Annotated in this window: 16 protein-coding genes and 6 tRNA genes; 4 read left to right on the top strand and 18 right to left on the bottom strand. The window is 33.2% G+C overall.

Annotation, left to right across the window (positions count from 1 at the left end; genetic code table 11):
- Positions 1 to 103: 103 nt before the first annotated feature.
- From ABC346_RS12765 to rpmG, 3 genes are all read right to left on the bottom strand, one after another.
- On the bottom strand, positions 104 to 295 hold the full coding sequence (locus tag ABC346_RS12765; protein WP_413235198.1) for a hypothetical protein: 192 nt from the start codon (positions 293 to 295) through the stop codon (positions 104 to 106).
- Between the two features lie 74 nt (positions 296 to 369).
- Positions 370 to 930: a 5-formyltetrahydrofolate cyclo-ligase gene (locus tag ABC346_RS12760; protein ID WP_413235197.1), complete on the bottom strand. Its 561-nt coding sequence runs from the start codon at positions 928 to 930 to the stop codon at positions 370 to 372.
- Positions 931 to 991: 61 nt separating this feature from the next.
- Positions 992 to 1,141 carry a 50S ribosomal protein L33 gene (gene rpmG, locus ABC346_RS12755; protein WP_017797039.1) on the bottom strand — a complete coding sequence of 50 codons (150 nt, stop codon included), beginning with the start codon at positions 1,139 to 1,141 and terminating at the stop codon, positions 992 to 994.
- A gap of 251 nt (positions 1,142 to 1,392) precedes the next feature.
- Between rpmG and ABC346_RS12750 the strand changes: the two genes are divergently transcribed.
- The gene (locus tag ABC346_RS12750) at positions 1,393 to 1,623 is read left to right on the top strand and encodes a hypothetical protein (protein WP_413235196.1); all 231 of its coding nucleotides are present in this window, start codon (positions 1,393 to 1,395) and stop codon (positions 1,621 to 1,623) included.
- A 12-nt stretch (positions 1,624 to 1,635) separates the two neighbouring features.
- On the top strand, positions 1,636 to 2,175 hold the full coding sequence (locus ABC346_RS12745; protein ID WP_413235195.1) for a hypothetical protein: 540 nt from the start codon (positions 1,636 to 1,638) through the stop codon (positions 2,173 to 2,175).
- A 23-nt stretch (positions 2,176 to 2,198) separates the two neighbouring features.
- On the opposite strand, the gene phoU is transcribed toward ABC346_RS12745, so the two are convergent.
- From phoU to ABC346_RS12680, 13 genes are all read right to left on the bottom strand, one after another.
- Positions 2,199 to 2,855, bottom strand: coding sequence for a phosphate signaling complex protein PhoU (gene phoU, locus ABC346_RS12740; protein WP_413235194.1), 657 nt, complete (start codon positions 2,853 to 2,855; stop codon positions 2,199 to 2,201).
- Positions 2,856 to 2,981: 126 nt separating this feature from the next.
- Positions 2,982 to 5,063: a peptidoglycan D,D-transpeptidase FtsI family protein gene (locus ABC346_RS12735; RefSeq protein ID WP_413235193.1), complete on the bottom strand. Its 2,082-nt coding sequence runs from the start codon at positions 5,061 to 5,063 to the stop codon at positions 2,982 to 2,984.
- Positions 5,064 to 5,121: 58 nt separating this feature from the next.
- Positions 5,122 to 6,396 (bottom strand): MFS transporter, encoded by a 1,275-nt coding sequence (locus ABC346_RS12730; RefSeq protein WP_413235192.1) that lies wholly within the window; start codon positions 6,394 to 6,396, stop codon positions 5,122 to 5,124.
- Positions 6,397 to 6,502: 106 nt separating this feature from the next.
- Complete coding sequence (gene sodA / locus ABC346_RS12725) at positions 6,503 to 7,114, bottom strand: superoxide dismutase SodA (RefSeq protein ID WP_413235191.1); 612 nt, start codon at positions 7,112 to 7,114, stop codon at positions 6,503 to 6,505.
- A gap of 170 nt (positions 7,115 to 7,284) precedes the next feature.
- Positions 7,285 to 7,357 (bottom strand) — tRNA-Phe (locus tag ABC346_RS12720).
- 40 nt (positions 7,358 to 7,397) lie between these two features.
- Positions 7,398 to 7,490, bottom strand: a tRNA-Ser gene (locus ABC346_RS12715).
- 11 nt (positions 7,491 to 7,501) lie between these two features.
- A tRNA-Ile gene (locus ABC346_RS12710) sits at positions 7,502 to 7,578 on the bottom strand.
- A 24-nt stretch (positions 7,579 to 7,602) separates the two neighbouring features.
- A tRNA-His gene (locus tag ABC346_RS12705) sits at positions 7,603 to 7,678 on the bottom strand.
- 12 nt (positions 7,679 to 7,690) lie between these two features.
- A tRNA-Met gene (locus ABC346_RS12700) sits at positions 7,691 to 7,767 on the bottom strand.
- Between the two features lies 1 nt (position 7,768).
- Positions 7,769 to 7,843, bottom strand: a tRNA-Asn gene (locus ABC346_RS12695).
- Positions 7,844 to 9,052: 1,209 nt separating this feature from the next.
- Positions 9,053 to 9,388, bottom strand: a complete 336-nt coding sequence (locus tag ABC346_RS12690) for an SCP2 sterol-binding domain-containing protein (protein ID WP_413235190.1) — start codon at positions 9,386 to 9,388, stop codon at positions 9,053 to 9,055.
- A 565-nt stretch (positions 9,389 to 9,953) separates the two neighbouring features.
- On the bottom strand, positions 9,954 to 11,582 hold the full coding sequence (locus ABC346_RS12685) for a Na/Pi cotransporter family protein (RefSeq protein ID WP_413235189.1): 1,629 nt from the start codon (positions 11,580 to 11,582) through the stop codon (positions 9,954 to 9,956).
- Positions 11,583 to 12,092: 510 nt separating this feature from the next.
- Positions 12,093 to 12,740 carry an NfeD family protein gene (locus tag ABC346_RS12680; protein WP_413235188.1) on the bottom strand — a complete coding sequence of 216 codons (648 nt, stop codon included), beginning with the start codon at positions 12,738 to 12,740 and terminating at the stop codon, positions 12,093 to 12,095.
- Positions 12,741 to 12,821: 81 nt separating this feature from the next.
- On the opposite strand from ABC346_RS12680, the gene ABC346_RS12675 reads away from it, so the two are divergent.
- On the top strand, positions 12,822 to 13,142 hold the full coding sequence (locus ABC346_RS12675) for a hypothetical protein (protein WP_413235187.1): 321 nt from the start codon (positions 12,822 to 12,824) through the stop codon (positions 13,140 to 13,142).
- A gap of 36 nt (positions 13,143 to 13,178) precedes the next feature.
- Here ABC346_RS12675 and ABC346_RS12670 read toward each other — a convergent pair whose 3' ends face one another.
- The gene (locus ABC346_RS12670) at positions 13,179 to 13,562 is read right to left on the bottom strand and encodes a hypothetical protein (protein ID WP_413235186.1); all 384 of its coding nucleotides are present in this window, start codon (positions 13,560 to 13,562) and stop codon (positions 13,179 to 13,181) included.
- A 157-nt stretch (positions 13,563 to 13,719) separates the two neighbouring features.
- Between ABC346_RS12670 and ABC346_RS12665 the strand changes: the two genes are divergently transcribed.
- A complete protein-coding gene (locus ABC346_RS12665; RefSeq protein WP_413235185.1) occupies positions 13,720 to 14,004 on the top strand; it encodes a DUF2624 domain-containing protein in 285 nt (94 codons plus the stop codon).
- A gap of 34 nt (positions 14,005 to 14,038) precedes the next feature.
- Here ABC346_RS12665 and ABC346_RS12660 read toward each other — a convergent pair whose 3' ends face one another.
- Positions 14,039 to 14,932 (bottom strand): deoxyribonuclease IV, encoded by an 894-nt coding sequence (locus ABC346_RS12660; protein ID WP_413235184.1) that lies wholly within the window; start codon positions 14,930 to 14,932, stop codon positions 14,039 to 14,041.
- Position 14,933 lies beyond the last annotated feature (1 nt).

Below are 14,933 nucleotides of genomic sequence, written 5' to 3'. Positions count from 1 at the left end.
TCATACCAAAACGAAATATCTTTGCACAGGATTATCATGGCGGATACTTCTAAAAAACCTTAGAAGATGAGTGAAGAGATCTCTACACTTATCTTCTAAGGTTTTAATAATTATTTCTACTTGCTGTTGGCTCATCAAAAAGTTTTGATTGAACACCTGGGAAATTCATAGCTAACCGAACTGCTAACTTACGTATAATACTTATTGCAAATAGTGTATTAAATAATTTATACCTCCACTTTAATATGACTAAAATCAAAGATATAAATAATGCAATCGAAATGAGTGGACGCATTAAGAAATCATTCCTTCCTAACTCTATATGTAAATATAGTTTTTTCAAGAATGATTTACTTATACATAGAAAAATTAACTACCAATAATTCCTTTTTCAGTTACTAGATAATCAACCGGTAGATCGTGTGATTCCTTGGGTAAAGAAGGAACTATCTGTAACTCACTACATATTGATAATGTAGGGGCTTGTGTGCTTGGTAACATACGATCGTAATAACCTCCCCCAAATCCAATCCGATAACCGCTTTTATCAAAAACAACACCAGGAACTATACATAAATCAAGTAATTCAACTTTCACAGAACTTGTTCGCTCAATAATAGGTTCTTCAATTCCAGCGTATACAACTTCTAACTGTTCAAAAGAAGTAATTTGATAATATGTCATTGTTTTATCAGTCGGATAACATTTTGGAACAGCAATTACTTTGTTTTCTTTCCATCCTTGTTGAATAATTTGTTTTGTATCCCACTCAAATCCTTTAGAAACAGTAATTCCAATTATAGATGCATTCTTCCAAAGATCTAATTGAAATAATAGTTGTTGTTGTTTTAATTGAATATCATTCCTCTTATATTGCGGTAATTCATTTAATTGTTGAATCATGTTTATTCTTAATGTTTGCTTTTTCATATATATACACCTCTAATAATAGAAAAACTCCTATCCTAACGATAAGAGTTTTTTACTGACATTATTTTGTTTCACGATGTAACGTGTGTTTTTTAAGACGTGGTGAGTACTTCATAAGCTCAATACGTTCAGGATTTGTACGCTTGTTTTTTGTAGAGATGTAATTACGATCTCCTGTTTCTGTACAAGCTAAAGTTATATTTACGCGCATATTTTATCCCTCCAAACTTTTCAACTTGCCTCTTCATACATAATCGTGCAGACTTTAATTATATTATCAAACTTTCCAGTAATTATCAAGATTGTTTACAGTAATAATGCATGAAAATAAGCTATTAACTTATTTCAATTATTATAATAATTAAGTTGAACTATAAAAATCAGTGAAATAATAATGATTATTCATGGTTTCCATTGTCTTTTTATGGTATAACTAGTAATGAATATGAAGGAGGGAATAAGATGTTTTACGCGATAATAGCAATTATCGTAGTTGCAGTTGTTCTATTCATTCTATCTTATTTTATGAATGATAGAATTGAAGAAGTAGAATCACAGCTAGAACAAATGTCGATTACAACAATGCAAGATACATATCAGCTTAAAAAGAAAATCAAAGTACTTGAGGAAGAACTATTACCTGGTGATTTAACTGATCATAAAAGGGAAAATAGTAATCTTATCAATAATTAGAGGAGTAAATCAATGAAACACCACATTCGAGCTTTTGCAGTCGGTCTGTTTACAAGTGCCTTAATTATTCTGATTGTATTCTTTTTAGTACAAGATTCACAAACACCAATTGAGGATGTTAAAGCAGAAGAACTCATTCCTGTATTAGAAGACCAAGGTTATGCTATTCTATCACAAGAAGAATACATTTCTTATAGTGTGAATGGAAACGATTCAGATAACAAATCAGCAACCAATCACGAATCAGAAGATGAAGACACTGTAGAGAGTAAGGAAGAAACTGAGAATAATAAAGAAGATGAAGAAGAAAATAGTGAAGAGGAATCTGAACAAGATTCTGCCGTAGAATATAAGCTTACAGTGGAAACTGGAATGGCATCATCTGAAATAAGTGACATACTAGAAAACGAAGATATTATTGAAAGTGCTTCTGACTTTAATAACTACTTAGAAGACAATGATTACGCAATTAACGTTAAGCCAGGCACATTTGAATTATCAAGTGATATGTCTCACTTTGACATAGCAGAAGTAATTACAAGCTATAATTAAAAATAGCACAGCGATATGCTGTGCTATTTATTTAGATTTACACTTTCTCCTTTTACCAAATATAATATGCTTTCACCAATATTTGTGATATGGTCAGCGAATCGTTCCAAATATCTTGCGCAAAAAGACATTTGCATCACATATTCTATCTGATCAGGTCGAGTCGCTGTTTCGTATAGCAAATCACTAACTACTCGCTTATAAACACGATCTACTTCATCATCCATTTCCGCTAACTTTCCCGCCAGTGAAATATCCTCCTGTTCAAATGCTAGTACTGCTGTGTGAAGCATCTTTTTGACCTGATGATGCATATTCGAAAGATCAGGAGGTATACTTGAAGGATTATCGAGTAACCGTATGCTTGATTTGGCAATATTTTTAGCATTGTCCCCCATTCGTTCAATATCAATCATAACTCTTAAAGCAGTAACGATTCTTCTTAGGTCTGTAGCTACAGGTTGTTGTTTTGCAATTAATAAAATAGCCTTATCATTGATAATTTGTTCTAGCTTGTCAATTTCTTTATCATTAGCTATAACATTCTCTGCAATTTCTTGTTGTTGTTGTATTAATGATTCCATTGATCTGTCTAAAGCCGCACCAACCAAATCTGACATATGAAGTATTTCAGCATACAATTCTTGTAGCTCATCTTGGAACTGATTACGTGTTGACATATATGTTCCTCCCCCTAATAGTTTCTATATGTAACTAATTATAAAGGATTAATATTAATTGTTTGTAAACTCTATGTAATCATTTATATAAAAACAGCGAATCCAAATTGGATTCACTGTTTTTTATCAATCAACTGCTTCTTCTTCATCTTGTTCTTCTTTCACTTCGAAGTAAGCATCAAGGATACGTCTGCCAATTTTATTATTTATTCCATTCCCTTCCCCAGTATGTGGAACAATAATGGCAAACGCAACTTCAGGATCATCATATGGAGCATAACCAACAAGTGAAAGACTATTGGTATCAGCTAGCAATTTTCCATCTTCATAAATGGATGTTTCCGCTGTACCCGTCTTCCCAGCAGCAGTATAATCTGCGTTATTAAAATAACTGCTTGCTGTTCCCGTACTATATACTCTTCTAAACCCTTCCTGCACACGTTCAATTTCAGACTGACTCATATCAATCTTGTTCATTACTTGTGTATTTTTTGTATAATACACTGGACCTAATTCATCAAATGATGCTACCGGATCATGAACTTGCTTTAAAAAGTGTGGTTGAACTCGATAACCATCATTAGCAATTGTTGATACATATTGTGCTAATTGTAAAGTCGTATACGTATCATATTGTCCAATCGTAAAATCCAATACATTACCAGGGTTGGGCGCGCTATTTGAACGAACACCTGTAGATTCATAAGGAAAATCAATACCTGTAGAAGCACCTAAACCAAATTGATTAAAATAATTTTGTAAATCATTTAATGCGTTGTTGTATTCATTCCAACTTGCATTAAGGCTAGAGTTATCTGGGTATGGATGACGATTTTCTCCCATCATTCGTAAAGCAATATAGAACATGTACACGTTTGAAGACTTTTCGAGAGCTTGATAATCGTTTACATAACCTAAATTTCTAACTGATTTTTTTACTGGTGTACTAGCGATTCGAATTGGGTTATCAAAAAACGATTGACCTGGCGAAATCGCACCTGATTCATATCCTGCTAATACACTAGCACCTTTCACTGATGAACCTGGTTCATATGCACTTGCAAGAGCCATAAATGCGGCATCATTGTATTCTTTCTCTTTTTTATCATAATTCACACCAGACATTGCCAGTAGTTCACCTGTCTTCGGATTCATTACTACCGCAAATGCGTTCGTTAAGTACTGATTAGGCCCAGGATATTTTTCTTTAGCATCCTTGAATTCATCCAGTACTATTTCATCTACTTTTTCTTGGAATTCCATATCAATCGTCAAGACAAGGTCTTTTCCTCGTTGCCCTTCAACAACGGTATCCGTACCAACTATGGTACCATCTTTTCTCGTCTCATATTGAATCTGTTCTTTTCTACCACGTAAGAAGTCTTCATATTGCTCTTCAAGACCACTTTTACCAACTCTATCGTTTCGACTATACCCTTTACTTAAGTACGCTTGCACATCTTCAGCTGGAATTCCTTGTTCTTGACTTGTAATACTCCCCAACAGACTCGTTAAGGTATCCTCGTAAGGATATACTCGATCCCAATCTGTAGTCGCATTTATACCTGGTAATCTATCCAAATTCTCTGCAACAGTAGCGTATTCCTCAGCTGTAACATCTTCATTTTTTATCACTTGTGGTGTTAATGAGTAAGCTTTATCTAACTCTTTTTTTATAGCGATAATTTCCATATCATCATCAGAGAAATCACTAATTTCTTCTTCAGTAATCAAATCTAATGTATGGTTATATACGTCCGCATTGTCCATCTCGGAAGTATCTAAGCCATCTAACCTTTCGTCTACATCGTCTTGATTAAGTAAGTAATAATATTCTCGCTTATCTCTATCCGTGATACGTTTTAACCTATCTTCCTGACTCATATCAATATACTCTGCTAAATTTTTAGCTAATTTTAAGCGATCTTTAGCTTGAACACCTTTTGGTGGTGTATAGGTAATAGAATACATTGCTTTATTGTCTACTATTACATTTCCGTTCGTATCTAATATCTTCCCTCTTGGAACAGGTACACTCGTCGTATCAATATTTGTCCTTTCAATTTCTTCTTGGTGAGCCTCCCCATTTAATATTTGAACAACCCCTAATTGCAAAATTAATACAGAGAACATCAAAAAGATTGCAAAAAATAATATATTTATCCGAAAGGGAAGTTGGGCTCTTTTCTTTTTATTATCAATACTCAATGTTTCTTCTCCCCCAATAATTTAGTACAATATTTTCCTCTGTTTGATTTTACCATAATTAACGATTTTTTTCGTCTGTAATTTGTTCTTTTATTAAAATTTCTTTTTGCTTTCTGGTTCCTATATGAATATTTTTAACAAAGAAATAAATAACAAGGTGACCAGCTCCAAAAACAATAAGTAGAATAGGAATAACTTGTTCTTCTTCAAAGAAAATAATCCCGAATATAAATACAGTTATCGATAATGCCCGACCTAAATTTAAAAAGATTTCTCGTACAACAATGTATTCCACTCGCATTTCCGCGGCTTTGTAGGCTTTCCCGATTACATCAAAAGTCATTGAAACAAATGGCACATTTAAGATAGGATAGGCAATACCTATAATTACTGCATAGACCATCAACAACGTGTAATTCACTTCAAAAATAATGATAAATATAGAAACAAATAGTAATAACCCACCTAATAATATCGATTTTTTTCTTAAATGTGGTTTTATAAATTTTGCTGCAACTAGATAAAACACAATCGATAAACCGGATAAAAACATATTAAATGTCCCCAGTGCGAGTTCACTATTTGTAACGAGAAACACCCAGATGGTGATATAAAACCCAAAGATCCCTTCTCTTAACCCTTGGAAAAAATGCGAATGTAAAATTCTTTTCCAATTTTTGTTTCTCTTTTTTTCTTTTGCTATATGCTTCATTGCAAATAATCCTTTAGAGCCTTTTCGAACGATAAAGAAACTGGCAATCACTGCACAAGCAAATAATAAGAAAGAAATACCAAAAATCACATTATATCCGACATCATCTACCATATTCGCTATAATGAAACCTGCTAAAAGCGGACCCACCATGCCAGCAAAGGAACTTAAAATTCCAAACACTCCATTAAACATATCTCTTGTATCAGGTTCAGTTATTTCAAATGTAAGAACATGAAAAGATAACCAGAAAAACCCATAACCGATACCTATTAAGCATCCTAGTATAAAGTTATAATAAGCTGCCAATTCTCCAATAAATAATACACAAACAAAAAATAAGCAAAGAAATAGTATTCCAACACGTAAGATAAGTATACGATCAATTGCTTTTGATAACTTTCCCGCCCATACAAATGCAAGTGCCTGAAAAATGTAACTAGCTAAATTATAATTAGCGATTGTTATTAATTCTCCGGATTGTTTCCAAATGTAGACGTTGACAAATGTATTCGATAAGAAAATACCTCCTGAATATAATCCGCCAATTAATAAAAGAATGATTAAATCACGATTTTCAATTTTATGTTTTTGATAGTATTTGTTTATTTGTTGGAACATCATAACGACTCCTTCTTTTCCTACTTTATTTTTTGCGAAGGAGTCGTATCTATACAAAAAAAACACGTGAAAATCATTTCACGTGTTTTGATTTATAGTTATAAAATTATTTAGCTTCTTCGTAGTTTTTCGCTACTTGATCCCAATTAACTACATTCCAGAATGCTGAAATGTATTCTGGGCGCTTGTTTTGATACTTAAGATAATAAGCATGTTCCCAAACATCAAGTCCTAGAATTGGAGTTTTACCATCCATTAATGGAGAATCTTGATTTGGTGTACTTGTAATTTCGAGTTCACCGTTGTTTACTATAAGCCATGCCCAACCAGAACCGAAACGACCAGCAGCTGCTGCTGCAAATTCTTCTTTGAATTTGTCTAGTGAACCAAATTTAGCATTAATTTTATCTGCTAGTTCACCTGTTGGCTCACCACCGCCGTTCGGAGATAATAGCTTCCAAAATAGGCTATGGTTTGCATGTCCGCCCCCATTGTTGCGTACTACAGTTTTAGCACTTTCAGGGACTGCATCTAGATTGCTGATTAATTCTTCTACAGACTTGCTTTGAAGATCTGCCTGTCCTTCCAATGCATCATTTAATTTAGTTACATACGTGTTGTGATGTTTCGTATGGTGAATGTTCATTGTCTCTTTGTCAATTGTTGGCTCCAATGCATCATATGCATATGGTAATTCCGGTAATTCATATTTTGCCATGTTTATCTTCCTCCTTAAAATAAATGATGTAAAGGTTTATGTCCCTTTATATTAAAAAGATTATCAAAGCTTTTAAGTAGTTGCAAACGATATGCATTATATTACCAATGTTTGTATTCGGTTTCATTCATATACTAAAAAAAACAAGCATTTGCTTGTTTTTTAAAAAGTGGCTCGGGACGGAATCGAACCGCCGACACAAGGATTTTCAGTCCTCTGCTCTACCGACTGAGCTACCAAGCCGTATTAGAATTTAATTTGTTCATAAAACGAAAAATATGTATGGAGGAGGTAGAGGGATTCGAACCCCCGCGCGGTTTGACCCGCCTCTCGGTTTTCAAGACCGATCCCTTCAGCCGGACTTGGGTATACCTCCGAATAGTTAAATGGTGGACCCTGCAGGACTCGAACCTGCGACCGATCGGTTATGAGCCGATAGCTCTAACCAACTGAGCTAAGGGTCCTTCTATTCAATATTAAATTTATCATGGGGCGATCGATGGGGATCGAACCCACGTATGCCGGAGCCACAATCCGGTGCGTTAACCACTTCGCCACGACCGCCATGATTATATATGGTAGCGGCGGAGGGGATCGAACCCCCGACCTCACGGGTATGAACCGTACGCTCTCGCCAGCTGAGCTACACCGCCATGGCTCCACAGGTAGGATTCGAACCTACGACCGATCGGTTAACAGCCGATTGCTCTACCACTGAGCTACTGTGGAATATTGTTGTTTATGTAATAACAGCAACGAAATATAATTTATCATGTATAACATAATCTGTCAATCATTTTTTTGCGTCTTTGCAAAAGTTTTTATTTCGTTTTTCGACTGCGTTATTTATAATAGCATGTTCTTTTTTATATTTCAACATAAATTTTAATAGATTTTTACATTTTTTTCTTTTTATCATATAAAGCTACTTTTTTAGTATAATTTTCTTTCAATTTGAATATCCTCGATTACTTTATTATAGTTCAATTATACTATTTTTTATATATTAAAATACTTAGCCCTATTTTAATGGAGTGATGTAGTTGTCTTGCAATAAACTTCTTGAACAACAATTTAGAACAGATTTTCATAAAAGAAAATAAATTTGATATTATTTAAATTATAATTTTCAAAATAAGCATTCAGAAGTGCATTTAAATTCACTTAAAACAAAGTGAACATTTTTAGAATGTTCAATCTCTTTTATCCTCACTCACAAACAATTAACCTAAACAAAACCATCTAAAATAACCCCATTTTATTTTCATTGGATAGAAGCAAAAACTAAAAAAGGGTTAGACAATGATTTCAATCAACAAGCTATCGGATACCTATTTTATCTTCTAAGCGTTAATCTCTATCAATTTAATAACTCATTATTTAAGCTTTTTGTGAGGGGAATTGTAACATCCAAGCAACTACTAATAGGATGGGCAACAATAGCAAAAGAAGATATGGATAACTTTTATCATCCATAATTTTATCCAAGTCGATAGATCTATTAATTATAAACATATTAAAGCTATTTCGACGCATCAGTTAATAGAAATTTTATTGAAAGAAAATAGTTATGATAGCGTAATTACATATGTTCTTGAAGACAAGTTTATATTATTATGTACTCCAAATGAGTCAATATTACACATATCTCCTTTATTCTCATTTTTAATTAATTTTTTTCAACAGACTAAATCAACTTAGCCAACAACAAAAATCTCTAGATACTGTCACACCGTATAGTGATTCCATTAAAGGTATTTACTACCCGTTTATTCCTACAATTGAAATAGTTGAGAGCCAAGCTTAAATAGCAAAAGGCGAAAACCACTCGGAAAAGTGTTCTTGCTTTTCCGAGTTAGTTAGGATAGTACACAAGAAATGTGATCCTAATTTTAAACTGCAATTATAGATTTCAAAACTACTTTTAATTCTATTTACTCATTTAGTATTATATTTCTGAAGTAATTCCTGTAATTTAAGGGCTATTCCGATATTACCTGTCACCTTTAATTTTCCAGTCATATAAGCCATCGTCGTATTTAATTCGTTGTTTGCAAGCTTAATAAAATCTTTTGTATTTATTTGAATCATACAATCTACATTATCTACTTTGTTTCGAGTGACGTAAGGATTGTTTCCTTTTAAAAAGAGAATATAATTCGTATTTGCATCTTTCAATTTCAATTCAACAATACTGTCAATTTCACTTACAATCATAGGATTAATCTGTAATTCATTATTTAATTCTTCTATTAGTTGCTCTATCTCTTCCACTTTATCCCCCCTTACTACTTATATTACTAATAATTGATAAATCTGAAAAGATATATATTTCGATTAACTATGCATTAAATTCAACAAAAAAATTGTATAAAAAGTACAGTATTACCTATTAACATTATTGTACAACCAACAAGTAGCATGAATGGAATATTAGTAGCTTTATCAAGAATCTTTTCTCCTTCATCTGCACCATTATTTCCCGATTCTTTGTCGGTTTCGTTTGAGCTTCCATTATCTCCTACTTAGTTTTTTCATCTATTCCATCTCCACTATCCCCGAACCACCTGTATTGCCATCATTGGCTTCCTTAACGATAATTTGTCTCCTATTCATATATAAGTATAGAATTTTGTGCTTTTTAGACCAATACTATATTGGTAGCCTATAGAAAAGTAATACCTAGAATTAAATAATAAAATTAAACCAATAATCATTTACTCTAATACATATGCGTGACGAACTTCGAGTTTTTCAAGAACAGTAATAATCGAATCTTGAATTAATCCATTAAAAAAATCGTAGAGAGGTCTTACCCACTCTACGATTTTGTATTATTTTACTGTTCACCTAATACATTTTCAGCAATGTTCACTGCATGGTCGCCAATTCTTTCTAGGTTGCTTATTATATCTACAAAGACGATCCCTGCTGATCCATTACATAGACCTTCATTCATACGAATGATATGACTTTTTCGGAATTTACGCTCCATTTTATCAATTTGATCTTCTTTTTGAATAACTTCCAATGCCGCTTCTCTATCTTTTAATTCTAATGAATCAATTGCTTGTTTTACCGTCATCGCAGTAAGATCAAACATATTATTTAGATCTTCCATGGCTTGGTCTGTTAAGATTACTTTGTTTGACATTTTATAATCAATCAATTCCACTATATTTTCAAAATGATCGCCTATACGTTCAATGTCTCGTACCGTATTCATTAGAGCCGTGTGCTCAGCACTTTCCACTTCTGATAGAGATGTTGACGCAATTTCTACTAAATAATCCGTGATTTTTCTATCTAGATTGTTTAGAGCGCCCTCAACTTGTAACGCCATCTCAGAATTTTTTTCATTTTGAGTAGTCACATATAAATGTGTTTCTTCTAAACCTTTATGCGCATATCCACCCATTCTTACAACTTCAGCTTTTGCTTGATCTAATGCTAAAGAAGAAGATTGTTGAATAAATATTGGATCTAAGTGCTGTGGTTTATACTCAATAATTGTATCATCACCAGGTATAAGTTTGGTTACAAACCAAGCAAGAGCTGCAATAAATGGAAATTGAATAATTGTATTAGCAATGTTAAAACTCCCGTGGCCAAAAGCAATTGTCATTTCTGGATTTAGGTTGAGCCAATCTTGTAGGAAGGCTACATAATTTGTAAAAGGTATCAACAATATTAAGAAGACAGTTGCCCCGATTAAATTAAAAGTTACATGTGTTAATGCCGCTCTTTTAGCAGCTACAGAAGCACCAATACTAGCAATAATTGCAGTTATTGTTGTACCTATATTATCCCCGAATAATACTGGTAAAGCAGCGCCTAATTCAATTGCACCTTCAGAATATAAACCTTGTAATATTCCTATTGTTGCAGATGAACTCTGAACAATTAATGTGAACACTGTTCCAATTACTACTCCTAGAATTGGCGTATCGCTCATGGATACAGTAAGTTCATGAAACGCTTCTAAAGAGCGAAGCGGTGACATTCCACTGCTCATTAATTCTAAACCAAAGAATAGGGATCCAAAACCAAATACTGCTTGTCCAATTGCATTGACAATAGGTTTCTTAAAGAAGAATAACAACATTGCACCTACAGCCATTATAAGCAATGCATATTCACCAATGTCGATACCAATGATAAAAGCAGTTACTGTTGTACCAATATTGGCACCCATAATAACCCCGATAGCTTGTCTTAAAGTCATAAAACCTGCATTTACAAGACCAACAGTTAATACTGTGGTTCCGGAACTACTTTGTATAAGTATAGTTACAATCATACCAGCGAGTACTCCAAGAAACGGATTGCTCGTAAATCGATCCAGTATATCTCGGAGACGATCGCCTGCTGATTTTTGTAATCCATCACCCATGAATTTAATACCTAATAGGAATATTCCTAAACCTCCGATAAATTCAATTAATAGTGTTTGTACATCGATATCCACGTATTACTTCATCCCTTCTAAGGCCTATGTTATTTCTTGTAGAATTTTGTGCCTTATCCATTATTGATGATATTATACTGTTTGTAAAGGTTCTTTTGAAAAATTTACATACTCTTAATATTTCTTTACGTTTCATTAAAGTGAAACTTCATTCCGTGGGAGTTTATATTCTTCCTAAACGGATTGTTAATTGCACAAAGGCATGACCTAAAGGCATTTGAACATATCGACATTTACGGTCAGTTTATCCATCACTTATCCTCATTAATTAGGCCAAGTCTATGGGAAGAACTACTGCACGTTGTGGGATAAAGCATCTTTAGTTAAGTCTTATTTTTAAACAATTATTTGTAAATATGTGTTCTTTCGTTTATAAGTAATTTCCAATTTATAATACTTTCAAGTTTTGATTTATCGTTTGATACATATCTACTTTTAACACAAAAATCCCGGAATTAAACCTCTTTCTATATAGAGGATATAATTTCGGGATAATGACAATGCTATATTTTATTCAGTAACTGTAGAATCATCTATTTTTTCAATTCGAATTTTGGTTCCATCAACTTCTACTACTTTTACTTTCGATCCTTTTTCTATCCAGTGACCACCGGATACGGCACTATAATGTCTCTTATTTATTTCCACTGTTCCTGACGGCCGAAAGTCCGTTAAAGCTTCTCCTTCTCTTTCTAATAATTCTTCATATTCTTTTGACAGTGAACTATAACCTGCTTCTTTTGTTAGCTGATCCATTAAAGCCAACTTCGTCCACATTTTCCTACGTTTAAAAACTTTTAAAAATACCAATGATAATCCTGTACCGAAAAGTAACGCTATAACTGCATATAAACCACTAGCTAAATCTGGCTGTGGTAGTGCTACAGCAGCAATCATCGTTCCAAGCCCTAGTGTAGCCAGAGTACCATCGTTAACAATTTTTCCATCGATAATGATTAGTAATAAACCAATAAAATAAACAATAATGATAAGTAAGACAGAGTCTGTATTTAAATAAGCCGTAAAATAAACAGAAATAAATCCTATTCCTAATAAACCAAATATTCCACGCATATTTACTAATACTTCACCTAATAAGAATAACGTTCCTAAAAATAATGCAAGAAAACCAATCCATTGTACATCAAATAAATCCATATATTACTCGCCCCTTCCATTCTCTATCTATATATACGATCTCAAAACAAAAAAGGTTTCATAAAAGGAGACAAGACAACGATGCATCCCTTTAAAAAACTATTATTATCCATATTAATTATATTGGTTTTCATAAGTATATTTCAAGATTTATCTCATATTAATGATAATTATTCCACTGAACCGAATTTTCAGAATCAACAATTCAATTATAATATCATACCAATAAAGGTAATGCCTGGTGATACAGTTTTAAGCATAATCGAAAGTTTACATCAGGGAAGGACTCAAGAGATTGAAATAGAACTACTACTGAAAGAATTTCAGCAATTAAACCCAACAACAGAACCAACAGATATTAGAGTAGACCATATTTATTATTTCCCCTTAGAAAAACAGTAAAATATTTATATAAAAAAGAAGGCTGGATGAACAGCCTTAAAAAAGAAATGGTATAACAAATAAAGTCATTAGCATGGATATTGCACCCAATCCAATTGAAATGTTTCCGAGAGTATCTACATCTCTACTTCTAGCTACAAAACCAAAGATGATACTTGCAGATCCTAAGATTATTGGCCAAACAAAGAATGAAATCAAAGCTAATGCAATCCCTGCCCATCCATAGAAGATACCTGGATTAGCGTCGTCTTCTTCTTCCGGTATGTCACTATCCCTTATATCATCTGCAGTAAATTCTTGTGCGTATTCTTCATTTCTTTTACTATTCAAATCATGTCCAATAAAAGAATGATATTCATCATCCCCATGATGTGGTGCATCCTCTGTATGAACATCCTTATTTCTTTCATCTTCCATCATAAAATCCTCCCTCCAACATATATTTTGATACGACCTTATTTTATGGAGACAATTACTATTCGAAACTGTTAAAATATGGTTAACCAACCAATCTCAAAAGTAATCATTTTTAATTTTTTTGCATATCTATATATGAGTGTGAAAAGGAGAGAAGAATATGTCATTTTTTATTAAAGAAATGGTAAAAAGTAAAGTTCGGAATTTGACAGTTGGCGAGTTACTTCATTATAGCAAACAGTATAATTTTCACATAACAGAACACCAAGCAAGACAAATTATTAACTATTTGAGAACCAATTCCCCTGATCCATTTAAAGCTAGTGATCGTGATCGTATGTTTCATGAATTATCTACGATTACCGATCAACAAACAGCACAACAAGCACAAGCGTTAATGGATGAAGTTATCCAATCTTATGGATTAGGACATCTCTTTAATTAAAAAGAAGCTGATTATAACAATCAGCTTCACTAATTTACGCTTCCAATATTTTATCTTTTAATTGGTTATCAAATTTACCTTCTTTTAACATTTCAATTTCATGTTTATAAGGAGGTTTTTTATTTTTCTTATCCGTACCTACAAATGGTGTTTCCAAAATCTTAGGTAGCTCAGATAATTGTGGGTGATGAACAACCTTATGCAGAGCGTCAAAGCCGATATAACCAAATCCAATATTCTCATGACGGTCCTTATGAGCTCCTCGCTCATTTTTACTATCATTTACATGGATAACTTTTAATCGATCAATACCAATAATTTTATCAAATTGCTCTAATACTCCATCAAAATCTTCTACAATGTTGTACCCTGCATCATGAATATGACATGTATCCAAACAAATAGATAGACGATCATTGTGGGTTACACCATCGATAATCTGAGCTAGTTCTTCAAAGGTACGTCCTATTTCAGATCCCTTTCCAGCCATAGTCTCCAATGCAATTTGGACAGTACTATTGGGATCTAGTACTTCATTTAAACCTTCTATTATTTTCGGAATTCCCTTTTCAGGACCTTCTCCAACATGCGCTCCTGGATGAAGTACGATTTGTTTAGCACCTAATGCCTCGGTACGATCTATTTCATTTTTTAAGAAATTAACTCCCAATTCAAAAGTCGCAGGTTTTATAGAGTTACCAATATTTATTATATATGGTGCATGTACAACAATATCTTGTATTCCATTGGCATCCATATGTTCTTTCCCTGCCTCAATATTCAACTCTTCTATAGGTTTTCTTCTTGTATTTTGAGGTGCACCAGTATAAATCATAAAGGTATTTGCTCCATATAAAGCAGCATCTTCACTAGAGCCTAGTAACATTTTCTTTCCATTCATTGAAACATGTGATCCAATCTTTACCATA

The sequence above is a fragment of the Oceanobacillus phoenicis genome (assembly GCF_047238145.1).
Classification (GTDB): Bacteria; Bacillota; Bacilli; order Bacillales; family Amphibacillaceae; genus Oceanobacillus.
Note: the sequence above shows the minus strand (reverse complement) of the source record. Positions and strands in the feature narration are given on the sequence as shown.

Excerpts from the sequence above, each read along its gene's own strand:
- sodA (WP_413235191.1), bottom strand. The coding sequence starts at position 7,114 with ATGGCAAAATATGAATTACCGGAATTACCATATGCATATGATGCATTG.
- ABC346_RS12730 (WP_413235192.1), bottom strand. The coding sequence starts at position 6,396 with ATGTTCCAACAAATAAACAAATACTATCAAAAACATAAAATTGAAAAT.
- phoU (WP_413235194.1), bottom strand. The coding sequence starts at position 2,855 with ATGTCAACACGTAATCAGTTCCAAGATGAGCTACAAGAATTGTATGCT.
- ABC346_RS12765 (WP_413235198.1), bottom strand. The coding sequence starts at position 295 with ATGCGTCCACTCATTTCGATTGCATTATTTATATCTTTGATTTTAGTC.
- rpmG (WP_017797039.1), bottom strand. The coding sequence starts at position 1,141 with ATGCGCGTAAATATAACTTTAGCTTGTACAGAAACAGGAGATCGTAAT.
- ABC346_RS12680 (WP_413235188.1), bottom strand. The coding sequence starts at position 12,740 with ATGGATTTATTTGATGTACAATGGATTGGTTTTCTTGCATTATTTTTA.
- ABC346_RS12665 (WP_413235185.1), top strand. The coding sequence starts at position 13,720 with ATGTCATTTTTTATTAAAGAAATGGTAAAAAGTAAAGTTCGGAATTTG.
- ABC346_RS12750 (WP_413235196.1), top strand. The coding sequence starts at position 1,393 with ATGTTTTACGCGATAATAGCAATTATCGTAGTTGCAGTTGTTCTATTC.
- ABC346_RS12660 (WP_413235184.1), bottom strand. The coding sequence starts at position 14,932 with ATGGTAAAGATTGGATCACATGTTTCAATGAATGGAAAGAAAATGTTA.
- ABC346_RS12760 (WP_413235197.1), bottom strand. The coding sequence starts at position 930 with ATGAAAAAGCAAACATTAAGAATAAACATGATTCAACAATTAAATGAA.
- ABC346_RS12745 (WP_413235195.1), top strand. The coding sequence starts at position 1,636 with ATGAAACACCACATTCGAGCTTTTGCAGTCGGTCTGTTTACAAGTGCC.
- ABC346_RS12670 (WP_413235186.1), bottom strand. The coding sequence starts at position 13,562 with ATGATGGAAGATGAAAGAAATAAGGATGTTCATACAGAGGATGCACCA.
- ABC346_RS12675 (WP_413235187.1), top strand. The coding sequence starts at position 12,822 with ATGCATCCCTTTAAAAAACTATTATTATCCATATTAATTATATTGGTT.